Here is a 25523-nt window from a genome sequence, read left to right as displayed (position 1 = left end):
CTTGTTGAATCTGAAACGCTTGTGCTTGTCGATTTACTTAATGACGTACTTGCGCTATTGGAGTCACTTACGCTCGTTGACGTTGATGCGCTATCAGACGTCGACGTACTCACTGATTCTGATAATAGTTTACTTGTGCTTGCTGATTCGCTCGCTTTTATTGATGCGCTATCAGACGTCGATGTGCTCGTTGAGTCTGAAATGCTTGTACTTGTTGAGCCACTCACACTTGTTGATGTTGACGCACTTTCTGACGTTGACACGCTTGCTGAATCTGAAACGCTTGTGCTTGTCGATTCACTTAATGACGTACTTTTACTCGTTGACTCACTCTTTCTTGCTGACTCTGATGCACTATCAGATGTCGACGTACTCGCTGATTCTGATAATTGTTTACTTGTGCTTGCTGATTCGCTCGCTTGGATTGACGTACTATTCGACGTCGACGCACTTAACGACTCTGAGAGACTCTTACTTGTTGATAATGATTGACTCGCTTTTACACTATCACTTAGCGATGTACTATTACTTATACTTGTTGAAACACTATTTACTATGCTAGTGGAAGTAGAGTCACTTGCGCTATTTCTCGTTACTTCATAATTAATTTTAGTCGTAGTTTTATTTCCGCTCGCATCCGTTGACTCAATCGTGATTGTATTTGTTCCTATTTGAGTTGGAGTTCCAACTATTGAATTCGTAGATGCATCAAATTTAAGTCCTTGTGGCAATCCTGTTACTGTATGCGTTACCACTTTGCCACTATTATCTGTAGCAGTTATCGTAATTGGATTAATCGGCGTGAAAACTTCTGATGCTTGACTTGGCGTCACATTTACAACAGGGCTGATTGTATCTTGAATCGTTATTGTAAATTGCTTAGATGTTACGTTCCCAGTAGCATCAGTCGTATTAACTGTCACAGTTGTAGTTCCTACTTCACTTGGCGTGCCAGTAATTGTATTAGTCGTTTGATCAAAAGATAACCCTGAAGGTAGACCTGTCACAGTTGTAGTTAATACGTCTTTACTATTGTCAGTTGTAGTAATTGTAATTGGATTAATGGTCTTTCCAACTTCTCTAATTTGACTATCAACACTAATTTGAGGACCTTGAACATCTTTAAATTTATAAATCACCGTTTGGCCTGAGTTAGTTAATTTAAGTGTAGGTGTACCTGACGTTTCTGAATAATTGGGGTTTTGTAAAGCGTCTGTACTAACATAACTGTAACCTGAATTTTTCAAGTTGTTTAATTGTTTATCTATATTCACAGTCGCATCAACTTCACCTGCAATGGTCTTAGGTGGAATAATATCCTTACCAGTATTTGCATCTACATAGCGTACTTTAGCAACAGCTGATTCTGTATACTCGAATGTTCCAAATTGAACTTGTTGTAAGTTTTTTGCGCCACCAGTTGAAGCAGTCATAGATAGAGAAAACGTCGTACCACCACTGTTTTTAATCCAATCTGTAAGATTTCTCGTAAAGGTTTGTCCAGCGTACGTCACTGTCATCACTTTTGTGTCACCATTATAGTCAATGACAAAATCTTGGAATGAATTGTCAGTAGGTTGTACATTTAATTTAGCCGCAGTTGATTCCTCAGTGGTAGCCATACCATTTCTATCTGTACTTACGAAGGCACCAAAAGCGCCACCACCACCAACATTACGTGGATCTGCTTTTGCTTTAGCATCAGATTTAGGAGTTGATGTGTTATGATACGTATCCAATTTAAAACCAAAGGCATTATTCAAACCACCTATTCCAACGGCAGCCCCTTCTTTACCTATCTGTCCTAAAGGGCCTGGTGAAAATGCAAAGCCAATGCCATCTCCACCTGCTACACCATCAGGAGAATAACCTTCATATCTATTACCAAGGTTAACTTTACCTGTAAAACGGAAGCTACGGTTTGAATCTAATCGAGTGTTTAAAGATATGGCACCCTTTTGACTATATGCGTCTGGCGTTAAGGTAGCAATACCTGTTTTAGGATCATACGTCGCAGATCCAGACAGATTCATATGTTCATTAAAGTTATCTTTGTTCACCACAACAGAATTAGATGTCAGACTTGAAGTTGTTGTCGTGGACGTTGTTGTCGGTGCTGCCATCGTATTCAAAACAGTAAATCTACTAAATGTTCTTAAATTTGCAAAGGAAGTAGGACTCGATTGATTCGAAGTAGATGTTGATGTCAGATTAGATATTTGATTTGTACTAGTACGTGCTTCACTAGTCGCTAATGAATCGGTTGCTTTTGTTTCGATTGACTGGGTTAAATTGGAGCTAATGTTCTTTTCTGAGGATGACGTGTTTGATTGTGTTGACTTAGAGGTTACATTCGAAGACTTATTTTGATCTTGTTGTGCAGTATTATCATTGTTAGTAGTTGTACTCTCTACATGGTCTGTGGAGGCATATGTATTTAACTTAGATGATTGATTTGATGTTTCACTACTTTGTTGACTAATTCCAGCTTTTTCACTGGATTGATCTGTATTTGTAACTTCTGAAGACATTTGCTTATTTGTACTATTAGAATGGTTAGATTCCAAACTTGTAGAATTGACTGTTTCTTTTTGTGAGTTCTTAATCGTAGTTGAATTTTGATTGGCTACTGTCTCACTATTGGATGAAATTTCAGAGGTGATTGGTGTTTCTGAGGCAGCAAATGCTTGATGATTATTCAACATATTAAATGTAAATGCTCCACCAACTAGGGCTGTTGTTTTAGCTGCACTTTTTTTAATTTATGACCTTTCGTCTTTTCAGTCACATTTTCTTGTATTTCGTTTTTACTTAAAAATGGTAGCCCCATTGTTTTTAACAATTCTATTTCATTAATACTTGCTTTTACCCAGCTTTTTCCTGACTTGTATATTTTTACCCGTGTTTTTTGTTGCTCAAGACTTTTTTTATAATCCTTTTCTTTCTTTGTCATAATAAACTCCCCATAGTTTTCTTAATTAATCATAGTCTTTTATACTGAAAATATTCATTTTTACAAGTATATAACTATGAACATGTAAAATGCAACTAATACTTCTTAGTTTTAATAAATTACTATACATATAAAGATATTAAACGATTGTGCAAAAACGAACTGTTAACAAAAGGGTTAATTTAATATTAATAAGTGTTTTTTATCTATATTTCAAGTTACTGTTATATTGAATTCAACTAAACTTTATCTACTTATTGAATAATTATATATATATAAATTCGAATCAAAATGAATATAATTTACAAAGGAACTTAAAAACTTATTTGTATATTTATGTATGATAACGAATAAAAAACTAACTTTAAATAAAGTTAGTTTTAAAATTAATGATTAATAAATTGCTTTAGACACAATGTTATTTACCATTGTCCGTTGTTGTATTGATACATACCTTCTTTTAAATATATTCCCCAAAATATATAACACAATATACCTAGCCCCACGGAATCAAATAAAATAATATAATCCATATTAACAAAGATAGTGATTAAAAATAATAAAATAGTAATACTCATTGGAAAAGTAACTAAAAGTACCATATGAAGCATGTATATCGTACATAAAGTAAGTCCTATTATTCCAGTAAAGATAATCATACCGAAGATGATATTACTCGTTGCTACATTAAAGTATTGTATTTCTGAACTCGCTTTTATCATTGGTATACCAAAACCGCTTCCTAAAAAAGGATGCTCAGTTAGCGCATAATCAATAGCTTTAATATTCATATCACTCGGCATAAAGACCTCTTGGCTATTCTTCCCTTTTAAGATTAGTTTAATAAAAAGATGATAAATATATGGTTGATTTATTATAGCAATTGCCATTAGTATCATAGCACCAATTATGGGATGTTTAATTCTCTTTTTTATGTGAGATAACGGTAATAGAAGCATTAGACATAAAATAACAGATATGAAAATATGACGAGAGTTTGATAAATAGAGCTCTATCATTCCAATATTTAATAATAATAAATTGAATACATCATAATCTTGTTGTTTGATTATTGTTACCATATATAGAACTAGACCCATAGCAAGAATAACTGCGAATGAATGTGCATCCTTGAAAACACTTCTAAGTGATTCCTCATCAATTAAATATGATTTTGGCGCTATAACTATAAATAAAAAAGTAAAGGCAATCACTAGCGTGATAAATTGATTAATCCAGTTAATGAGATTCTTTATCTTTTTTATTAAACTAACATACATAACAATCAAAATTAGCGGTATAAAGAAGTTAAGCAATTTAAGAATAGATTCTATCGGATCATTAGATACGACTAAACTCATTATGATATAAAGTAGCATAAGAATCATAGTAGACTTGATAAATCTTAATATCATTTCATTTCTTATCCAATGTTTTACATATTTAAATAGAAAAAATACTCCAATTACATAAATCAAGATATATTTCATACTTACTATGTAATGCGCCATCTCTTGTGTATCATAGGGAGTGTATATTTGCGATCTGAGCATATAAAGTATGATTAATTGAACGATACCTAGCGCCCCTCTTTTAAGAAGTAATAGAGATAAAGCGATAGATATCATTAATGTCCATTTATTAGGAATGCTAACTATAAAAATGGATAAGATAATCAACCATTCGATAAATTTACGTTGAGTGATGTTTAAAAATTGTTTCATGATATAAACCTCAAGTTGTCTAATTCGTGATGTAAGTGTTTGATCAATTTTCAATTACGAACATGTTATTATATTTCTATTATAAATAATTATACGCTATCAAAAAAATATTTTTCTAAATAATTTTATTATATTTTAGAATTATAACATGAATACATTCCTACCGAAAATTAAAATGATGAATATGACGTATGTCTTAAATTAAAATTTTTATTCCAATAAATGAAAACAATTAATGCTTTAGACAACGAACATATTCTTTCACCATAAATGCACTAAACGATACGTTTACGAACCGCGCCAGATATTAAATCAACTAAAGCGACCATCGCAATCAAACCAATTAGAATCATGCCAACTCGGTCCCAAGATCGTGTTTGTAAAGCAAAAATTAATGGTGTACCTATGCCACCTGCGCCGATTAATCCTAAAATGGAGGCCGAACGTAAATTCAATTCAAATCGATACAAAATAAGTGAAATAAACGATGGTAAAATTTGTGGTATTACAGCAAACATTAACGTCTTCATTTTATTTGCTCCACTCGCCTTTAAAGATTCTACAGCGCTAAAATCTAAACTTTCAATATCTTCAACAAAAAGCTTCCCTAACATGCCGACTGAATGAATCCCCAGTGCAAGTACACCTGAAAACGAACCTGGTCCAACAGCTTTAATAAATATTAACGCCATTACAATTTCAGGAAACACACGTATAATGCTTAATATGAATTTACTTATGCCCGTAACCGGTCGTAATTTCATCATATTTTTAGCTCCTAAAAATGCAAAAGGAATACATATAATTGAAGCAATGAACGTGCCAATCACTGCAATAGCAAAAGTTTCCAGCAAACCTCTAAGTAAGTCTTCACCATCAGGTATATATATGTAACTTAAATCTGGATGAAATAGTCCGTAAAAGATAGACTTTAATATTTCAATAGACTTACTTTTAAGTTCAAGACCTGGAATCCCTGCAAACGCCCATATAATTACAGCTACAACTACAGTGACTATAACCCAATTTTTAATTATTCGCTGACGATGTTTTTTTGATTTTAATTCATATTTACTATCCAACGTATTCATGCTAATTTTTCCCTCACTTTCGAACTCACATAGTCAATAATAACTACAATGATTAGAGTGAACAGGATAATCATTGCTGTCTTTTTATATTGAAACAATCCTAACGTTTGATCGTAGAACAACCCAATACCACCTGCGCCAACAAGACCTAAAACTGCTGATGCCCGAATGTTAATTTCAAAGGCAAATAACACATATGACATAAATGATGAAATTGCTTGAGGAACAACGCCAAATGCAATCCATTTCACTTTATTAGCCCCTACAGCTGTCATAGCTTCCATAGGTCCTGGATCAATTGTTTCTAATGATTCATATAATAATTTACCAATGATACATATTGTTAGAACAAAAAGTGCTAATACACCCGGAATTTGTCCAATACCAAATATGGCTACAAATACGGCAGCTAATAATAAATCAGGTATTGTGCGTACAATATTAAGGACAAAACGTGATGGAATCGCAATCCACTTTGTTTGAACAATATTACTCGCACACAGTAACGCTATAGGAATGGAGACAATACTTCCTAGAAAAGTACCGACAATTGCCATACGAATCGTGTCTAGCATTGGTTGTGTAATATGATCTAGATAACCCCAATCTGGAGGTATCATTTGTTTGAAGAATACGCCAATTTGTGGCAGACCTATCATTAAATCTCCAATGCTAAATCCAGTATAAATAAAACTCCAGATAATCAAACCCGTGATTAAAATAATTGAAAAGCTAGTTTTAAGAGACATCCTTTTATTTAAATAGCGATTATATTTATGCGTTGTTGGTGTCGTCACTTTATTCCACCCCTAATTTTTCATCGTTCTTAATAGAGCGACCGTATATATGATTAAATACTTCGTCATTTGTCTCAGACGCGGGTCCATCATAAACGAGCTCTCCCGCTCTTAAACCAATTATTCTCGATCCGTATTCCTTTGCCAAATCTACAAAGTGTAAATTAATTAAAATAGTAATACCAAGTTCTTCATTGATTTTCTTTAAGTCATCCATCACTTGTTTTGTAGTTAATGGATCTAATGAAGCAACTGGTTCGTCTGCTAATATAATGGTTGGTTCCTGACATAACGCTCTAGCTATTGATATACGTTGTTGTTGACCACCTGACAACTGGTCAGAGCGTTGGTCATATTTATCTAAAATGTTTACACGTTCTAAAGCATCCAATGCCTTGACTTTATCTTCTTTAGGAAAAAGACCAAGTATCATTTTCCAAGTAGGATGGTATCCTACCCTGCCACTCAAAACATTTCTAAGAACTGTTGAACGCTTAACTAAGTTAAAATGTTGAAAAATCATACCTATACTTCGACGCATTTCTAATAATTTTTTACCACGTGCTTTAGTTATTGACTGACCTTCGATAGTAATATCACCTTTGGAAATATCATGTAGCCGATTAACCGATCGTAGTAATGTTGATTTACCTGCTCCAGACAGTCCAACAATAACTGCAAAATCACCTTTTTCTATATTTAAGTTAATATCTTTTAATCCCACATGGCCATTTGGATACACTTTACTAACATCCTTAAATTCGATTTGACTCATCAACAAACACCCTTCTTTTATAAAGAAAAGCTATGAGACTCAAGCCGCAAGAGGTCCACAAACCTTCACGTTTAATCCCTTAGCTTTTCTTTTTATAATTCATTCAATTTATTTTATTTCATATCATGAACAGCTTTTTCATATTGTCTAACGATATCAAAGTCTGAATCTTTAGTATCAACATAACCTTCATGAGAATATACCTCGCTAATGATTTTATGACCTTTTTTAGTTTTAGAAATTTCTTTAAAAGCTTTTTTCAATTTATCTTGGAATTTTTTATCCATATCAGGACGTACTGAAATCGTATCATTAGGAATTGGTTTAGTGAGTTTTAATATTTTAGTATCTTTAAATACATTTGGTTGATCTTTTTTCACAACTGTACGTGCATCATTAAATACAGCTGCTGCATCCACATCTCCATTTAACAATGAAATAACTGCTTGGTCGTGTCCTTTAACATTGACTATTTTCATATCTTTTGTTGCATCAATACCAGCTTCTTTTTTTAATGTTACTAGAGGGAATGTATATCCTGCTGTAGAAGTTACATCTTGTAATGCTATTTTTTTACCTTTTAAATCTTTGAGACTATTAATACCAGAGTCCTTTTTAACAAGGATTTCTGACTTATAATCATCAACTAACTTTTTACTTGGAGACCCATCTTCATTAACGTCGTAACGTTCTGCCTTTAATAATAAATCCGCTGCCTTTTGATCGTGTGCTAATGTATATGCAGTTGGTGGCAAGAAACCAACATCCACTTTCTTAGATTTCATCGCTTCAACTATCGTGTTGTAGTTTGTTGAAACTGATACTTTAACCGGAATCCCTAATTTATCTGACAACAATTTTTCTAACGGTTTTGCCTTAGCTTCGAGTGTATCAGCGTTTTGAGATGGTACAAATTGTACTGTTAATTCTTTAGGTGTATAACTACTTGATTTTGAATCTGATCCACTATCCGAACTTTTATTATTATCCAAAGAACTTGAATTCCCACAGGCTGCTGCAAAAATAACCACCGATAAAACAAGCACCACTAAAAACTTAAGATTTTTCATTCTACCTACTGTCCCCTTTACATCAATATTGGTGTAATATGTATATTTTTGAAACTATATTTATAGATTAGCATATCTTATAAGTGATGGGTATTTAATTTTAATTAAAATTATAATTTTTTTATAATAAATCGTAAGAAATTGTAAAAAAACTGTTAAGCAAGCACAAAACGCTATATTTTTATACTATACTTTTTAAAAATTCCATCTTTTACATAAGGAGTAATCATAGAGATGAAAATATTTAAAACTTTAAGTTCTATACTAGTTACATCTGTTCTTTCTGTGACTGTGATTCCCTCAACATTTGCATCAACAGAATCTACTGCTACAAATCAGACACAACAAACAGTACTTTTTGATAATTCTCATGCTCAAACTGCGGGCGCTGCCGATTGGGTGATTGATGGCGCTTTCTCAGATTATGCAGATTCAATGAGAAAGCAAGGTTACCAAGTTAAAGAACTAGAAGGAGAATCAAACATTTCTGATCAATCTTTACAGCAGGCGCATGTATTAGTTATTCCCGAAGCTAACAATCCATTTAAAGAAAATGAGCAGAAAGCAATCATTAATTTTGTTAAAAATGGTGGTAGCGTCATTTTCATCTCAGACCACTATAATGCCGATCGTAATTTAAATCGTATTGATTCTTCAGAATCAATGAATGGTTATCGACGTGGCGCATACGAAAATATGACTAAAGATATGAATAATGAAGAAAAGAACTCTTAACGTTATGCATAACGTTAAGAGTTCTGATTGGCTCTCACAAAACTTCGGTGTTCGCTTTAGATATAATGCACTTGGAGATATCAATACTCAAAATATCGTTTCAAGCAAAGATAGTTTTGGTATTACTAAAGGTGTACAATCAGTTTCGATGCACGCAGGTTCAACATTAGCAATAACTGATCCTAATAAAGCTAAAGGCATTATTTATATGCCGGAACATTTAACGCATAGTCAAAAATGGCCTCACGCAGTTGATCAAGGTATTTACAATGGGGGTGGCATCAACGAAGGACCTTATGTAGCCATTTCAAAAATCGGCAAAGGTAAAGCTGCATTTATTGGCGATAGCTCCCTCGTAGAAGATCGTTCACCTAAATATCTTCGTGAAGATAATGGGAAACCTAAAAAAACGTACGATGGTTTTAAAGAACAAGATAATGGAAAGTTATTAATTAATTTAACAACATGGCTAGGCAAAAAAGAATCTCAATCTTCTATGAAAGATATGGGGATTAAACTTGATAATAAAACACCGCTACTTAACTTTGAGCAACCTGAGAATTCAATTGAACCTCAAAAAGAACCGTGGACTAATCCAATAGAGGGTTACAAATGGTATGATCATTCAACATTTAAAAAAGGTAGTTATGTAAGTAATCAACAGGGTGCTGACGATGGAGTAGATGACAAAAGCTCTTCTCATCAAAATCAAAATGCCAAAGTTGAATTAACTTTACCTCAAAATATCCAACCGCATCATCCATTTCAATTTACAATCAAACTCACGGAATATGAGCCTAATAGCACAATTAACGATGTAAGAGTTGGACTTTATAAAGATGGAGGTAAGCAAATCGGTAGCTTTTCTTCTAACCGTAACCAATTCAATACTCCCGGCTATAGTCCTGGCCAATCAATTAAAACAAATGGTGCGGGTGAAGCTTCATTCACACTCACAGCTAAAGTGACAGATGAAATTAAAGATGCTAATATTCGTGTTAAACAAGAGAAAAAAATTCTATTAACTCAAAAAATGAATGAAAATTTTTAACACCGATAATAACTTAGTGTTGAAAAGTGAGACATTGTTTTTAATTTATATATCACAAAACTATGTCTCTTCCCCGTACTTGAGGAGGTTAATTCAATGTCTCAAATTGCTTTCTATATCCTTAGTGATGTTCACGGTTTTATATTCCCAACAGATTTTTCATCAAGAGAAAAAGATTTACCTATGGGTTTGTTAAAAGCTAATCATCTTATCGAACAAGACTGCGTGCACTATGACGGCAGTGTAAAGATTGATAATGGGGACTTCTTACAAGGTTCTCCATTATGTAACTACTTAGTATCTAAATTAAAGAGTAGTCTCCCATTAACATCAATATATAATCGTTTAGGGTTTGATTTTGGAATTGTTGGCAATCATGAATTTAATTATGATTTACCTTATCTAAAACAGGCCATCAATCAACTTCATTACCCAGTTTTGTGTGCAAATATAATTGAAAATACACAGCCATTCACTGGCCAAGGTATTCATTATTTTAAAGTAAATGATTTAACTATAGGAACTATTGGATTAACCACTCAGTATATTCCTCACTGGGAACAACCTGATTACATTAAGACACTCACTTTTAACAGTGCTATCCACACATTAAAATCTGAGTTACCTACACTTAGGGAAAAGAGTGATATTGTAGTAGTAAGTTATCATGGTGGTTTTGAACGTGATTTAGATAGTGGCCTCCCGACTGAGGCGCTTACTGGGGAAAACGAAGGGTATGATATACTAAGTCAGTTTAGCGATAGTATCGATGTGTTGATAACCGGCCATCAGCATCGTGATATTGCGACAATCAAGAACCAAACAGCCATCATTCAACCAGGTTCAAAAGGTACAAAAGTTGGAAAAATAGTTATTGAATATACACATGATAAAAAAGTATTAATTAAAGAATGTAACTTAATGAATGTTCATAACAATACCTCCTTTAAGCCGAATGACGAAGATGTCTCTTTACGTAATCAATTGGAAGATTGGCTTGATACTCAAATCGCAGAACTCCCTTACGCTATGAGAATAAACAATTCATTTGAGGCAAGAAAATCACCCCATGCATTTGTTAACCTTCTTAATTATATTTTATTAGAAAAAAGTGGTGCAGATATTGCATGTACAGCATTATTTGATTCCGCAAATGGCTTTGATGAGAAAGTAACCATGCGTGATATCATCAATAATTATCCTTTTCCTAATACTTTTAAAGTGATTGAACTTAGTGGAAAAGATATTAAACTTGCAATTGAACGAAGCGCAAGTTATTTTGACATTGTTAATCATAAAATCACAGTTAATAAAGAGTTTCTAGAACCTAAACCTCAGCATTTCAACTATGACATATTTGCAGGCATCCAATATACAATTCATGTTAGTCATCCTTACGGTGAACGTGTTAGTGATTTACTAATTAATGATGCACCAATACAAAGTGATCAAATATATACAATATGCGTAAATAATTATAGAGCTGTTGGTGGCGGGAATTATGATATGTACGTTAACAAACCTGTGATAAAAGATATTCAAATCGAAGGTGCTCAATTGTTAATAGATTACTTATCTCACAATGATTTATCTCAAATCCCACAAGTGATTGATTTCAATGTTGTTAAGTAATCCCTAGTTCTATTAAAATATCATCGATGAAAAGTTTGATTGCATAAAGAAAAATCCTTATAGAGGCGTCACCACACTTCTATAAGGATTTTTTAATAATCATGAATATTCATTAAATGTGATATGTTTCTTTTCATAAAGTTGATTAACAAGATTAAGAAGCATACCCAACACTATAATTCCACCAGATATCAAAGTAATTTGAATGTAAGGTAACCCTATTGATAATAATATAGATCCAATGATTGCACCAAGAAAATTAGCAACATTGAAAATAGAAGCTGCTAACGTACTTGCAAGAAGTGGTGCTTCTTTTGCACTTAAGATAATTTTGCTATTAAGTAACGGGGTTGTACCAAATGTACCAAAACCGAATAAGAAGCAAATGATTAATGCTAATATTGAATTTTGAATAACAGTAACAAATAGTATGATTGTTACAAATAGTAAAAGAAATGTAAGGTATAAATTTTTTGTTAATTTATCTTCCGGTACATTACCAGTAATTAAATTCCCTATCACACCGCCTAGACCAAACATAAATAAACAAACAGTTAAACCTACAATTTTAAATGGAGAAAAATCTCGTATCATTGGCTCCATAAATGTATAAGTAGTAAACACACCAGAGTAACCAAACACAATAATGGCAATCACAATTAAAATGTGTGGATTCTTAAACACTGTTAATTCTTTGCTAATATTTGCTTCTGCACTTAAAGAAACATTTGGAACAAATTTAATCATTCCTAACATAATAATGATTGCCAACACAATCATGAATCCAAATACAACTCTCCAATTTGCAAAGCCACCTAAAAATGATCCGAATGGTACACCTAACATTACAGCAATAGTTAAACCTGCCTGAACAAGTGCAATGGCCTGTGTTTTTTTAGCAGGAGGCGCGACTGTCGCAGCAACACTCATACACACACCGAAGAATGGCGCATGCATTGCCGCAGACATGAGTCTTGATAATAACAATACATTAAAATTCGGTGCTAACATTCCCACTAAATTACTTATTATAAAAATCGCAACTAAAATCGGTAACAGACGGTGGGCGTGAACTTTCAATGTTATGATTCGTATTAAAGGCCCTATCAATGCAACACTAATAGCATAAACACTAATTAATAAACCTGCACTCGAAATAGAAACCTTCATATCGTCAGAGATTTGTGTAAGTAATCCTGTCACTACATATTCAGCCATTCCTACTGTAAATGTTCCTATCATAAAAATAATGAACAACATTTTATTATCTTTCATGAGCGTTTCCTCCTTTTCTTAATATCAAAAAATCAATATGAGTGATATATTATAAAAAATTCGTCTCAATGTGAAGAGTAAGTTTTCAAATTTTCATCTTCCTCAAATATTAATCTCATAAGTTTTCATCTTATTTTCATGAAATAATATTAAGACAATTTATGATGACTTGCTATAAAGCATATGTTTAAATATGTCTGATTGAATTGATTTAATTTCGATAAATAAAATTGAATATTCATGAAATAATGTCAATTTTTTGACGAACTCTCTTATAATACGTCTTCTTTTCTCTGTTTGATCATAATTAAATGATTTTTTTAATAACTCGACAATAATTATCTTTAAGTTCATTTTAATGTTTGAAGGTAATTTGGTAATCAGAAATTAAAATAGTTACCTAAAAATTAATTGTAGTATGGACAATGTAGTAGTATGTGATTAATTTTGATTGAATGATAATCACAGTCCAAATTGTATATATTTTCTTAGGTCACTTAATGAAGACGCTTTACATGTTTATAATGAAAAACTAACTGTTACTTTACAAAACCTTCGATATATAATATGATATTAATTGTTGAAATTTTGGAGGGATACTCAAGTCTGGTTTAAGAGGCTAATCATTCGTGATTAGTAGGAGCTTTTTGCTCGCGTTGGTTCAAATCCTTCTCCCTCCGCTAATAATATTGATAAAATGGCCTGAGACGATAAATTGTCTCAGGCCATTTAACGTTTATGCATTAAATATCTCAATCTAAATAACATTTATTTCATTTTTCCTTCATTTTAACTACTATTAAAGCAAGATAGTATATTCAATGAAATTTGGTTCCACTCTCTTTTTTATTTAATCGAACTTCAACGATACATTTCTTCATCATCATGTTATTTGTGTAACACTACGCTGTACCTCATTTCACTACTTTTTCACGTAAAAGTAATAGTCACATTATCTTATTTCTCATGTATAAATCACATAATATTCATAATTTCATTTTGATTACAAAACACTTACCAATGTTTTACGAATGAGAATATAAATATTTCGCGTTTATAGTAAGTTTTCAAAATATAAAATAAGCACCTATACTTAATTAGAATAGATGCTTTTATTTATACAAACAATAATGAAAGAAAACAATCATTATTCCTTTAAAATTCGCAAAAGAACAAACATTGCATATGTTAAACAGTTATTTATACGGTGATCATTGCAATTTATGACCTTAAAACATGTATACAATGAGTTTTACTATTTTTATAATTTTATTATAAATGTATTTGTACATAAAAAATATTTAGCAAAACTTAAAAATTGATTACTTCATCTAAATAATCTCAATTTAAATAACTGTTGTCAACTACATTTTTAATCTAAAAAAATATGTAATACAAATCCTTTTGAAATCTCGAATTTGTTACATACTAGTTACAAAAATTATTTTTTTAAAAATACATTTAACAGTGAATATACTTGGTCTTTAAAACGGTTTTTACTGTCCTCAATAACCCCGAATTTTTGTGAAAAGGAGGCTCTAAAATACCAAGTCTCAAGAAAAAGAAGAATTAAGTTTATAAAGTCCTCTTTATTCAAAGCGATGTGCGTAGGATCATAATACTTTATCAATTCATCATGTAAGGTAGTATTAATTTCTTGAAGATGGTGTTTGATTTCTGAATTCAGTGCTTCTGGAGCACTAGATAATTGAACATATAATTTAATATATCTCTCATCAACGTCGAATATAAATTTGAATAAAAACTGGTAAAGTCCGTCAATGGAATAATTATCGTCATGGTTCCTAAGCAAAAAATCTATAAAGTAATTGAAACAATTCTCAACACTTTTTCGATATATTTCTTCCTTATTATCGTAATGATAATATAGACTAGCCTTTTTTATATTTACACTTTTAGAAATATCATCAAGTGTAGTACCGTCGTACCCCTTTTCGGAAAATAAGGTTATTGCGTTATCAATAATCTTATCTTTCAATTCTAAAATCTCCCCCTTATTCAATTTTCTAAAAATATATTACAGAAAAATTAAGTTAAAATTACAAATATTACTGTTTCAGTATAACAACATTCTATTGCAAATTGAAATACTTTCGATTAGCATATGCTTTGCAACCTAACTAACGAAAGGTAGGTGAAAAAATGCATATTTTTAACTTTTTACTTTTTTATCCGATTTTTATGTCAATTTACTGGATAGTAGGATCGATTTACTATTTTTTTATTAAAGAAAAACCCTTTAATCGATCATTGTTAGTAAAATCTGAACATCAACAAGTTGAAGGCATATCCTTTTTATTAGCTTGCTACAATGAAAGTGAAACAGTTCAAGACACGCTTTCTAGTGTTTTATCTCTAGAATATCCTGAAAAAGAAATTATCATTATCAATGATGGAAGTTCTGATAATACTGCTGAAATCATCTATGAATTCAAGAAAAATCATGATTTTAAATTTGTTGACCTCGAAGTCAATAGAGGTAAAGCTAATGCACTCAATGAGGGAATCAAACAAGCATCTTACGAATATGTTATGTGCTTAGATGCTGACACTGTCATTGATGACGATGCGCCTTTTTATATGATTGAAGACTTTAAAAAGAATCCAAAATTAGGCGCAGTTACAGGTAATCCACGTATTCGTAATAAAAGTTCTATCTTAGGAAAAATACAGACCATTGAATATGCAAGTATTATTGGTTGTATCAAGCGAAGTCAATCTCTAGCAGGAGCAATCAATACTATTTCAGGTGTTTTCACACTATTTAAAAAAAGTGCACTCAAAGATGTAGGTTATTGGGATACTGACATGATTACTGAGGATATCGCTGTTTCATGGAAACTCCATCTTTTTGATTACGAAATTAAGTACGAACCACGCGCACTTTGCTGGATGTTGGTGCCTGAAACTATAGGTGGTTTATGGAAACAAAGGGTTCGATGGGCTCAAGGTGGGCATGAAGTACTTTTAAGAGACTTTTGGTCAACAATTAAAACCAAGAAATTATCACTATATATTTTAATGTTTGAACAAATCGCATCTATTACATGGGTCTACATCGTAATATGTTATTTATCTTTTTTAGTAATCACAGCCAACATCTTAGATTACACATATTTAAAATATAGTTTTTCAATCTTTTTCTTTTCATCCTTTACGATGACCTTTATCAATATCATCCAATTTACAGTTGCCTTATTTATTGACAGTCGCTACGAAAAGAAAAATATAGTTGGCCTGATATTTTTAAGTTGGTATCCAACGTTATACTGGGTTATCAATGCCGCAGTTGTCATTATGGCATTTCCTAAAGCATTAAAAAGAAAGAAAGGTGGCTATGCTACATGGTCAAGCCCAGACAGAGGCAATATCCAACGGTAACCTCTTATTTAAATATAGTTAGGGAGAGCTTATTTATTACTATATCCGGAGTATTTTGGATGTATTGTATCGTTGTGATGATTGTTTATATAGGAACTCTTATCAATTCTCAAATGGAAAGTGTTATAACAATACGTATTGCATTAAATGTTGAAAACACGGAAATTTACAAATTATTCGGATGGATGAGTTTGTTTGTACTTATTATATTTATCTTTTTTACATTTAGTCTCGCGTTTCAAAAATATAAGAAAGGTCGTGACATATGAAACCTTTCAAATTAATCTTTATTAGCGCATTGATGATATTAATAATGACGAATGCAACACCAATATCACACCTGAATGCTCAAGCTAATGAAGAAAACAAGAAGTTAAAGTACGAAAAAAATAGCGCACTCGCGTTAAACTATCACAGAGTAAGAAAAAAGGATCCTTTGAATGACTTTATATCATTACTATCTGGGAGTAAGGAAATTAAAAATTATAGTGTCACTGATCAAGAATTTAAATCACAAATTCAATGGCTTAAAGCACACGACGCAAAGTTTTTAACTTTGAAAGAATTTATTAAATATAAAGAAAAAGGTAAATTTCCTAAAAGAAGTGTTTGGATTAACTTTGATGATATGGATCAAACGATTTATGACAATGCCTTTCCTGTTTTGAAAAAATATCATATTCCAGCAACAGGTTTTCTTATTACGAACCACATTGGTTCTACCAATTTTCATAATTTAAATTTACTTTCAAAAAAGCAATTAGATGAAATGTATGAAACAGGCTTATGGGACTTTGAATCTCATACTCATGATTTACACGCTCTTAAGAAAGGCAATAAATCGAAGTTTTTAGATTCGTCTCAATCTGTTGCTAGTAAAGATATTAAAAAAAGCGAACACTATTTAAATAAAAACTACCCAAAAAATGAACGCGCACTTGCTTACCCATACGGATTAATTAATGACGACAAAATAAAAGCTATGAAAAAAAATGGAATTCAATATGGGTTTACACTTCAGGAAAAAGCTGTCACACCAGATGCCGATAACTATAGAATTCCACGTATTTTAGTAAGTAATGATGCATTTGAAACGCTAATAAAGGAATGGGACGGATTCGATGAAGAAAAATAAACTTGAATTAGTGTATTTACGTGCGTTTATTTGTGTCATAATCATCGTGACACACTTACTAACGCAAATCACTTTAGAAAATGAACAGATGTCTGATAGTTCACTCATATTGCAATATTATATACGCAATATTTTTATTTTCGGCACCCCTAGTTTTATAATATTGTCTCAATTATTAACAACATTAAATTACGAATCAGTAACTATAAATTATCTTTTTTCAAGATTTAAGTATATTTTTATTCCATATCTTTTAATCGGCTTGTTCTATAGTTATAGTGAATCACTTATCACCGCTTCTTCTTTTAAAAAGCAGTTTATCGAAAATGTTGTTTTAGGACAATGGTATGGCTATTTCATTATCATAATTATGCAGTTCTTTGTTCTATCTTATATCATTTACAAAATTAATTTTAGATTGTTCAATAGTAAAATTTTGCTGCTTTTAGCATTTATAGTCCAACAATCTTATCTACATTATTTTTTGAATAATGACACTTTTCATCAATTCATGACTCATTATTATCCATTAAGCGAAAATACAATGATATTAGGATGGATATTCTACTTTTTCTTAGGTGGTTACATTGGCTATAATTATGAAAAAATATTATCTTTCTTAGAAAAATATTTAATTATAGTTATTATGTTAACTTTAGGCGCATATGTTTTATTTATCGCTGTTTCCGGTAGTGATTATTGGAATGTCACAAGCTTTACTTATACGTTAACATTATATAATAGTGTCATGTTCTTCTTATTACTAGGAGTCTGTATGCACTTTAAAACTATGTTATTAAATACTATTAAAGCTATTAGTGCATTTTCCTTTTTCATTTATTTGTTGCACCCAATTATCTTAGATTCTCTTTTTGCTTACACCAACATATTTGAAGATAATACAATTGTTTTCTTGGCGATTTCACTTTTAATGATTCTAGGAATTTGTATAGGCGTCGGAATGATGTTAAGAGAGTTTTATATATTCAGATTTGTAATTGGAAAACAACCGTACAAGTTACAATTTGACCAATACCAGCCTAACTGGAATTAATAAAAAAAGTCCCTTATTCAAGCTATGGCTTATGTATGTGCTTGAATAAGGGATTTTATCTTACTATAGTTTCACATTATGAAAATAAATTTTTTAATATTCTGTATAAAGAGCCTAATAATTGAAAGAAATCACCTGTCATGTATCTCACTCCTATCTATATAAGATTACGTTAGGTTTATACCCTATATCATTTTATTTATTTGTTGATGTTAATTGTTCACTTTGTACTAAATCATCAGCAAGACCATGCCAAAACTGTTGCAATTCATCTCTAGTACGTTTTGTATCTGTACTGTCTTGTCCTACAAAGTCTACATGATCCCAGTCATGTTTTGTTGGAGTTACTTGCCATACACCTTTTTGATTTTTATCTGTAGCTTCAACATATTTTTGATTAAATGGATGTTGTGAAGAAATGACTGAAACAAGTCCATCATTTTCTCTCCATTCTTTCTCTTTAGCTTTTCCAATTAAATTACCAGTAATTGTAAATGGTAAGAACATGTTAAGATCAGCTTTTTGTTTTCCTGCCAATGTTTTATGCGTTGACTCGCCAGTATAAGTTTTATATACAATATTAGGATTTAATGATGTTTTTCGGTTTAAATCTGTTGCGCCATCGCGTGTTAAATCGTGTAAACCACTATCTTTTGATTTCCATAGTTTTGAATTTTGAACACGTTTAACATATTGAATATATGATTCGTTTGGTTTTTGTTTTAATCCCCAGTGTTCTAACCCAAAGTCTACACGTGAATCTTTATTACCATACATTTTACCTACATCATATGCAAGTTGACGTACAATTGCTTCGTTACCTAATAAGTCTGACGCATGCGTACCATTATGTGGTGTACCGAGTGTTGTAATAGATGACACCATATTGTCGTGGCCACCTTGGAATAATGGAGAAATTTCCCCACCATGTTGTTTTTGATATTCAACTTCTTCTGGATTACCATGTCTCAATAGCTCTTCTAATTGGCGAATTGTTTGACCACCCATACTATGACCAACTAAATGTATTTTTTGACCTGGTTTCCAATCTTTATACACACCTTCATAGGTTTTACCGTAACGCTCATGACCATATTTAGCTGCGTGTGCTGCACCATAGTCAACACGTCCACCTTTGATGTAGTAGTATAACTCAACAGCACGGTCATAGTTACTACCAAATGCACTTATACTTGCTTCATAAGCCTCATATCCATTTTCTTCTAAATCTTGGCGAATATTCATTTTATCGCCCCCCAATAATGCGTTAGCACTGATGGGTTGATATCGTCTGTAAATCCATTGAAACCATGTACTAAAATAATTGGATCATTATTTTTATATTGTTTTTGTTTTGCTGATTTATTTGTTTGATCCTCATTTTTTTCACTTACTTGTTGCTTAGACTGTTTATTAGTTGTAGCAACAGCATTACTTTCTAAATTAGCGAGACCATCATGAGACCCTTTATCATTTTTAGAAGATTTATCTTTATCTGTAGTTGGATTCGCTTGCTTGTCAACTTTAAGAGGTTCCTCTTTACTATTTAAATTAAATGTTTCAACTTTGTCGTCATCGTTCTTAGCAGTCACTTGTTGAGTGTCGTTTTTTACTTCTTTGTTTACCTCTTCTGTTGATTGGCTATCTTTTGATTGATTTTGACCTGTTGCTCGTAGTAAATCAGTAGTTTTAGATGATTGTGTATCTTGTTTACTCAAATTCTCTTTTTGAGAGTCTTCTTGTTGGGCAGTTGTATTATCAAGTTGTGAAGGTTTAGTTTTCACATCTTCATTGGACTGTGCTGCTTTTGAGTGTAAAGTTTGATTGTTTTCACTAGCATGCTTTTCCAGTTCAACTTGTTCTTGTTGTGGTTTCTCTTCGGAATGTTTTTTAACAAATGCTTCATTCTCTTTATTTTGTTCAACTACAGATTCAGATTTATTGTCGTTTTGAGAATCTTTTTGTTGCTGAATCAAATCCTCATTTTTTGGTGTTTCGTTATGTAAGCTTTCATTTTCAGTAATAGAATCAACATTACTTTTCTCATTAACATTCTTATTTTGCGTTGATTGTTGTTCACTTAACTTTTCATTTTCATCCCCAATAGATTGTGTTGTGCTATTTTCAACAGTTCCCTTATCCTGTTGTTGCTCAGCTGCCTGAGCTGATCCTCCACCCATAAATAATAATGCTGCAATCAGAATGGATGATGCACCTACGCTAAATTTACGAATACTGTATTTATTTTGTCTTGTCTTCACAATTAGCACCTCTATCTATTTGTTTATTTTAAAATGAAATTTTTCTCGGTAATTTGTTAGATGAAAATATTAATAATCATACGTGGTATAAATCCGAAAATTTTACTAAAAATGGGTTTGATTGCTTCCATAACTATCTCCTTCCTACCAAAGGTAAACGCTTCCATAATCGTTCAAAAAAATTAAAATTATAAAAATAATTTTAATAGGTCATAAAAGAATAATTCACTTATCTACTTTGGTTTGATTTGATTAATATATTACATCGATGTTCACAATTTGTCAACAATTACATGCAATTTAATTATTTATCATACTAATATTAAATCTAAAGAAATGATGGTAATCTATATATACTATAAAATAAAAAATATCGATTTATATAAAAACAAAGGATGATTAGTAATGGATATACAAAAGTTTGAATCTTATTTAAAAATTAAGCATTCATATTATTCAAACCCTTCTCTTGAAGCATTGAATTACTATGTAAGACGCTTTATGATAACTGTGCCATTTGAAAATATTAATGTTCAAAACAAGATTCCTATCTCAATCGATATCAAAGATTTATACAATAAAATTGTTATTCAACGGCGTGGCGGTTTTTGCTATGAATTAAATCATTTGTTTGCTACGTATTTAGAACATAAAGGCTTCCACGTCACTCGTGCTGCGGCAACAGTTCACACACCAAATGGTGGGCGTAGTCCTGAAGGCTCGCATATGTCACTTTACGTTAATATCGAAGGAACACTTTATATTACTGATGTTGGATTTGGTGATTTACCTACAAGTATTATCGAGATAGGTTCTAAAACACAATTCATTCCAACATATGATAAAAATGGAGTTTACTGTGCTGTTTGGATTAATGACAATCAATATGCCTTACAGAAGCTTAGACAAAATAAATGGATGACACTCTATGAAGCGCATTTAAAACCTCAAAGCATTAAAGACTTTAAAGATAAAATAAGCTACAATGAGCATCATCCTCATTCTATTTTTGTACGACATTTGCTTATTACACAACCACAATCGTTTGGACGTGCAACAATGACTTATCATTCTTTAACTTTAAGCAATGACAGTACTAAACATAAATATGACGTTACTACCAATAACTACAAGTATTTTTTAAAAAAATATTTTAATTTAAATGTATCAATCATCCCATTTGAACCATAAATAGGATGAAATATCACTCACTTTCATCCTATTTTTAATAATTGATTTATAAGATTCATTGAATAAATTCCCTATTTTAGATTAATTAAAATTCTAAATTATACTACCTTACCATTCTCGAACCTCTTTGCGCTCGCCTTTAAAATTATTTCTTTTTTGATGGCGATGCGCTAGTACCTGTTCTACTTCTGAAAATGGAATATCTAAACTATGTAGTAACACAAAAAGGTGATACATGACATCTGCTGTTTCATTAATAACTTCTTCACGATTATGTTTTATCGCACCTATCACAACTTCAAATGCCTCTTCACCAAATTTCTTGGATATTTTCTCGATGCCTTCCTTTAACAAATATTGAGTGTAAGAGTTAGATTGATTGGCTTTAGCACTTTGATGAATCGTTTGTGCTAAAGCTTGAATTTTAAAACGTGATTCAATTTCACTATTAAAACAACTCAGACTTCCAGTGTGACATGTAGGACCTTGTGGCATCACTTTGATTAAGATCGCATCTTGATCACAATCTAGATGAATACTCTCAACGTGTTGGAAATGACCAGAAGTTTCACCTTTAGTCCACAAACGTTGTTTAGATCTAGAGAAGAAGGTTACTTTCTTTTCTTTCAGAGTTTTTTGATAAGCTTCTTCATTCATATATCCCAACATTAATACGCTATCCGTTTGTGCATGTTGCAAAATTACTGGTACTAATCCTTTAGAAAAGTCTATAAGTTTATTCATCTCACGAGGATACCTCCTTCACGCATTTTATCTTTAATTTCTGCCACTGTAGTTTCTTGATCATGTAAAATACTTGCTGCTAAACCTGCCGAAACATCTGTTTGTTGAAATAATTCAACAAAATGTTGTGCATTTCCTCCACCCCCAGAGGCGATAATCGGAATATTAACTAATTGTTTAATTTTTGCTAAATGTTCAATATCAAAACCTTGTTTCATTCCATCATGATGCATGCTAGTTATAAGCAATTCCCCAGCACCTAAATGCTCTACTTCTTGTACCCAATCATATACACTGACATCAGTTAGTTTTTTACCACCGTGCGTAGTACAGAAATAATCCTCTCTGTCTTTATCATAAAAGCTATCAATAGCAATACAAATACATTGACGACCAAATTTCTCGCTTGCTTGTCGAATTAATTCTGGATGTTTTAAAGCGCTTGAATTGAGTGATATTTTATCTGCTCCGTGATTTAATAGTTGTGTAATATCATCTAAATTTTGAATCCCTCCTCCTACTGTCAAAGGGATAAATAATTGTTTTGCCGTTGCTTCTATCACTTCTATCATAAGATCATGTCCTGCTTCCGTCTTCGAAATATCAAGAAAGACTAGTTCATCTGCACCGGCTTCATTATAATAAAGAGCCAAATCAACTGGATTACCGATATCTCTTAATGACTGGAACTGGATACCCTTTACGACGCGTCCATCTTTAACATCTAAACATGGAATCACTCTTTTTTTAATCAAGATAATCCCTCCCAGAATTCATCCAGATGTGCTGCTTTTCCTACAATAGCAGCATGAACATTTAACGATTCTAATCGAAACAAGTCTTCTTGATGTCTAATACCTCCTGAAGCAATCACAGGTAACGATGTATAAAGTGCGAGACGACCTGTCAAATCAAAATTAGGTCCAGAAAGTTTCCCATCTTTCGAAATATCGGTATAAATCACACCACCCAAAGGTAAATGCTCAATTTTGGCAACATAATCAAATAAATTGAGTTTAGCATCCTCTTTCCATCCATTAATCTTTATTTTCTCTCCAAAAGCATCTACAGATAAGTAGAGTTTATTTGGAAATTGATGTGTCATATGTGTTAACCACTCTATATCTTGGATACCTTTTGTACCTACAATACAATAGTCTATTCCTGAATGAATATAATTTTCAATTGTTTGTTTTGAACGAATGCCGCCACCCACTTCTATAGGCTTAGTGGTCAACTTTCTTAAGGAACGGATGTAGTCGAATTCTTTTACCTCTTTTGCTTTAGCCCCAATTAAATCTACAATATGTATACGTTTCACACATTTAAATTGACTATAAAATCGGATACTGTCTTCTACAGATTTTTCCATTTTTTCTTTTGAATCATATTTGCCTTCTGTTAATCGAACACTTGTTGAATTAATTAAATCAATAGCTGGCCATAAATCAATCATTAATAAACCCTCCTTTAAGCGCTTGATTTAGAATCTCTAATCCATACGTTCCACTTTTTTCAGGATGAAACTGGATACCTATATAATTTCGGTATTGAATGACTCCCGGAATCTTTGTACCATAGTCAGCATAAGCTACTACATATTCTGACATTTCTGCTTGATATGAATGAACAAAATACACATCACTTTGCAGTAAGGGATGTGTACTCTTTAATTCATTCCAACCCAAATGAGGAATAGGATGAGATGATTGGATTGGCACTATATTTCCCGGGACAAGTTCCAATCCACTAACGTCACCTTCTGCGCTATGTTGAAAAAGTAATTGCATACCTAAACATATTCCAATTATCGGTTTATCATGTATATTTTTAAGCATATCTTTAATGCTTTTTTCTTCTATAGAATGCATCGCATCCTGAAAATGTCCAACACCTGGAAGTACGATAGCTTCAGCTTTTTGCACGTCTTTATCATCACATGTCAAAATCACATCATATCCTAAATGTTGAATTGCTCGAGTGACGTTACTTATGTTTCCCAATCCATAATCAATAATCGCAATCATTCAATTACTCCTTTAGACGATGGAATACGTCCATCTTCATTTTGTGCAAGAGAAATCTTTAATGCTCTTGCAAAAGATTTAAATATTGCCTCAATCTCATGATGTGTATTTCCACCTCTTAATAAGTCAATGTGAACGGTTAATCGCGCATTAATTATCAATGCTCTAAAAAATTCTTCAACTAGTTCAGTGTCAAAAGTTCCTACCTTTTGAGCGCTCAACTTGCTATTAAATGAGAAATATGGACGACCACTAATGTCCACTACTGTTCGAGCAAGCGCCTCATCCATGGGTACATATGAGCAACCATATCTTGTAAAACTTTGTTGAGTCTTTATTAATTCAAGAAGTAATTGTCCAATAACTATACCTATATCTTCAGTTATATGATGATCATCAACATACGTATCTCCAGTGGCCTCAATAGATAAAGTTAATCCACTATGAAAAGTAAATAGCGTTAACATATGATCTAAAAATCCTACACCAGTATTAATATGAGATTGTGTTCCGTTATTAGCCAGTGAAATATTAAGCTGAGTTTCTTCAGTGTTTCTTTTGATTTGATAGTTCATAACATACGCTCCATTTCTTCACTATTTTTCC

The 25523-nt window shown here is 32.1% G+C and carries 18 protein-coding genes, 1 tRNA gene and 3 pseudogenes; 8 read left to right on the top strand and 14 right to left on the bottom strand.

What is annotated here, in order from left to right; genetic code table 11:
* The 6 genes and pseudogenes from HMPREF2576_RS09930 to HMPREF2576_RS09905 all read right to left on the bottom strand — a co-directional run.
* Positions 1–2953 (bottom strand): annotated as a pseudogene (locus HMPREF2576_RS09930) (putative Ig domain-containing protein); the annotation flags it as partial.
* 422 nt (positions 2954–3375) lie between these two features.
* Complete coding sequence (locus tag HMPREF2576_RS09925) at positions 3376–4677, bottom strand: hypothetical protein (protein ID WP_070856405.1); 1302 nt, start codon at positions 4675–4677, stop codon at positions 3376–3378.
* 275 nt (positions 4678–4952) lie between these two features.
* Positions 4953–5768, bottom strand: coding sequence for a phosphonate ABC transporter, permease protein PhnE (gene phnE / locus HMPREF2576_RS09920; RefSeq protein ID WP_070856407.1), 816 nt, complete (start codon positions 5766–5768; stop codon positions 4953–4955).
* A complete protein-coding gene (gene phnE / locus HMPREF2576_RS09915) occupies positions 5765–6517 on the bottom strand; it encodes a phosphonate ABC transporter, permease protein PhnE (protein WP_161800868.1) in 753 nt (250 codons plus the stop codon). Before phnE (HMPREF2576_RS09915) ends, phnE (HMPREF2576_RS09920) begins: the two co-directional genes overlap by 4 nt.
* Positions 6518–6566: 49 nt before the next feature.
* Positions 6567–7340 carry a phosphonate ABC transporter ATP-binding protein gene (phnC, locus tag HMPREF2576_RS09910; protein ID WP_002468921.1) on the bottom strand — a complete coding sequence of 258 codons (774 nt, stop codon included), beginning with the start codon at positions 7338–7340 and terminating at the stop codon, positions 6567–6569.
* Between the two features lie 113 nt (positions 7341–7453).
* Positions 7454–8410, bottom strand: a complete 957-nt coding sequence (locus HMPREF2576_RS09905; protein ID WP_070856408.1) for a phosphate/phosphite/phosphonate ABC transporter substrate-binding protein — start codon at positions 8408–8410, stop codon at positions 7454–7456.
* Between the two features lie 234 nt (positions 8411–8644).
* Between HMPREF2576_RS09905 and HMPREF2576_RS09900 the strand changes: the two are divergent.
* Both HMPREF2576_RS09900 and HMPREF2576_RS09895 read left to right on the top strand, forming a co-directional pair.
* Positions 8645–10196, top strand: a pseudogene (locus HMPREF2576_RS09900) (Gldg family protein).
* A gap of 96 nt (positions 10197–10292) precedes the next feature.
* Positions 10293–11828: a bifunctional metallophosphatase/5'-nucleotidase gene (locus HMPREF2576_RS09895; protein ID WP_070856409.1), complete on the top strand. Its 1536-nt coding sequence runs from the start codon at positions 10293–10295 to the stop codon at positions 11826–11828.
* A 99-nt stretch (positions 11829–11927) separates the two neighbouring features.
* On the opposite strand, the gene HMPREF2576_RS09890 is transcribed toward HMPREF2576_RS09895, so the two are convergent.
* A complete protein-coding gene (locus tag HMPREF2576_RS09890) occupies positions 11928–13103 on the bottom strand; it encodes an MFS transporter (protein ID WP_070856411.1) in 1176 nt (391 codons plus the stop codon).
* Between the two features lie 590 nt (positions 13104–13693).
* Here HMPREF2576_RS09890 and HMPREF2576_RS09885 point away from each other — a divergent pair.
* Positions 13694–13783: transfer RNA gene (locus tag HMPREF2576_RS09885), tRNA-Thr, on the top strand.
* Positions 13784–14544: 761 nt separating this feature from the next.
* Here the strand turns inward: HMPREF2576_RS09885 and icaR are convergent.
* Positions 14545–15102, bottom strand: a complete 558-nt coding sequence (gene icaR / locus HMPREF2576_RS09880; RefSeq protein ID WP_002484503.1) for an ica operon transcriptional regulator IcaR — start codon at positions 15100–15102, stop codon at positions 14545–14547.
* Positions 15103–15266: 164 nt separating this feature from the next.
* Here icaR and icaA point away from each other — a divergent pair, with 164 nt between their 5' ends.
* The 4 genes from icaA to icaC are packed head-to-tail and all read left to right on the top strand — an operon-like array spanning position 15267 to position 18694.
* On the top strand, positions 15267–16505 hold the full coding sequence (icaA, locus tag HMPREF2576_RS09875; protein ID WP_070856413.1) for a poly-beta-1,6 N-acetyl-D-glucosamine synthase IcaA: 1239 nt from the start codon (positions 15267–15269) through the stop codon (positions 16503–16505).
* On the top strand, positions 16469–16774 hold the full coding sequence (icaD, locus tag HMPREF2576_RS09870) for an intracellular adhesion protein IcaD (protein WP_002477257.1): 306 nt from the start codon (positions 16469–16471) through the stop codon (positions 16772–16774). The genes icaA and icaD overlap by 37 nt, the downstream gene beginning before the upstream one ends.
* Positions 16771–17640, top strand: coding sequence for an intercellular adhesin biosynthesis polysaccharide N-deacetylase (icaB, locus tag HMPREF2576_RS09865; protein WP_002484506.1), 870 nt, complete (start codon positions 16771–16773; stop codon positions 17638–17640). The genes icaD and icaB overlap by 4 nt, the downstream gene beginning before the upstream one ends.
* The gene (icaC, locus tag HMPREF2576_RS09860) at positions 17627–18694 is read left to right on the top strand and encodes a polysaccharide intercellular adhesin biosynthesis/export protein IcaC (RefSeq protein WP_002484505.1); all 1068 of its coding nucleotides are present in this window, start codon (positions 17627–17629) and stop codon (positions 18692–18694) included. The genes icaB and icaC overlap by 14 nt, the downstream gene beginning before the upstream one ends.
* 195 nt (positions 18695–18889) lie before the next feature.
* Here the strand turns inward: icaC and gehC are convergent.
* A pseudogene (gene gehC / locus HMPREF2576_RS09855) lies at positions 18890–20955 on the bottom strand (YSIRK domain-containing triacylglycerol lipase GehC).
* Positions 20956–21360: 405 nt separating this feature from the next.
* On the opposite strand from gehC, the gene HMPREF2576_RS09850 reads away from it, so the two are divergent.
* Positions 21361–22146 (top strand): arylamine N-acetyltransferase family protein, encoded by a 786-nt coding sequence (locus HMPREF2576_RS09850; protein WP_002470284.1) that lies wholly within the window; start codon positions 21361–21363, stop codon positions 22144–22146.
* 108 nt (positions 22147–22254) lie between these two features.
* Here the strand turns inward: HMPREF2576_RS09850 and hisIE are convergent, their stop codons facing one another.
* Genes hisIE through hisB form a run of 5 tightly spaced genes read right to left on the bottom strand, consistent with a single transcriptional unit; the run spans position 22255 to position 25492 of the window.
* The gene (gene hisIE / locus HMPREF2576_RS09845) at positions 22255–22890 is read right to left on the bottom strand and encodes a bifunctional phosphoribosyl-AMP cyclohydrolase/phosphoribosyl-ATP diphosphatase HisIE (RefSeq protein WP_002470292.1); all 636 of its coding nucleotides are present in this window, start codon (positions 22888–22890) and stop codon (positions 22255–22257) included.
* On the bottom strand, positions 22887–23645 hold the full coding sequence (hisF, locus tag HMPREF2576_RS09840) for an imidazole glycerol phosphate synthase subunit HisF (RefSeq protein ID WP_002470291.1): 759 nt from the start codon (positions 23643–23645) through the stop codon (positions 22887–22889). The genes hisIE and hisF overlap by 4 nt, the downstream gene beginning before the upstream one ends.
* Positions 23642–24346 carry a 1-(5-phosphoribosyl)-5-((5-phosphoribosylamino)methylideneamino)imidazole-4-carboxamide isomerase gene (gene hisA, locus HMPREF2576_RS09835; RefSeq protein ID WP_002470280.1) on the bottom strand — a complete coding sequence of 235 codons (705 nt, stop codon included), beginning with the start codon at positions 24344–24346 and terminating at the stop codon, positions 23642–23644. Before hisA ends, hisF begins: the two co-directional genes overlap by 4 nt.
* Entirely contained in the window at positions 24339–24917 is a 579-nt protein-coding gene (gene hisH, locus HMPREF2576_RS09830) for an imidazole glycerol phosphate synthase subunit HisH (protein ID WP_002470289.1), read from the bottom strand. Before hisH ends, hisA begins: the two co-directional genes overlap by 8 nt.
* Positions 24914–25492 carry an imidazoleglycerol-phosphate dehydratase HisB gene (hisB, locus tag HMPREF2576_RS09825; protein WP_002470279.1) on the bottom strand — a complete coding sequence of 193 codons (579 nt, stop codon included), beginning with the start codon at positions 25490–25492 and terminating at the stop codon, positions 24914–24916. The genes hisH and hisB overlap by 4 nt, the downstream gene beginning before the upstream one ends.
* Positions 25493–25523: the final 31 nt, after the last annotated feature.

The sequence above is a fragment of the Staphylococcus sp. HMSC063F05 genome (genome assembly GCF_001837075.1).
GTDB lineage: Bacteria > Bacillota > Bacilli > Staphylococcales > Staphylococcaceae > Staphylococcus > Staphylococcus epidermidis.
The sequence above is the reverse complement of the archived record's forward strand: the minus strand, read 5'-3'. Positions and strand labels throughout refer to the sequence as shown.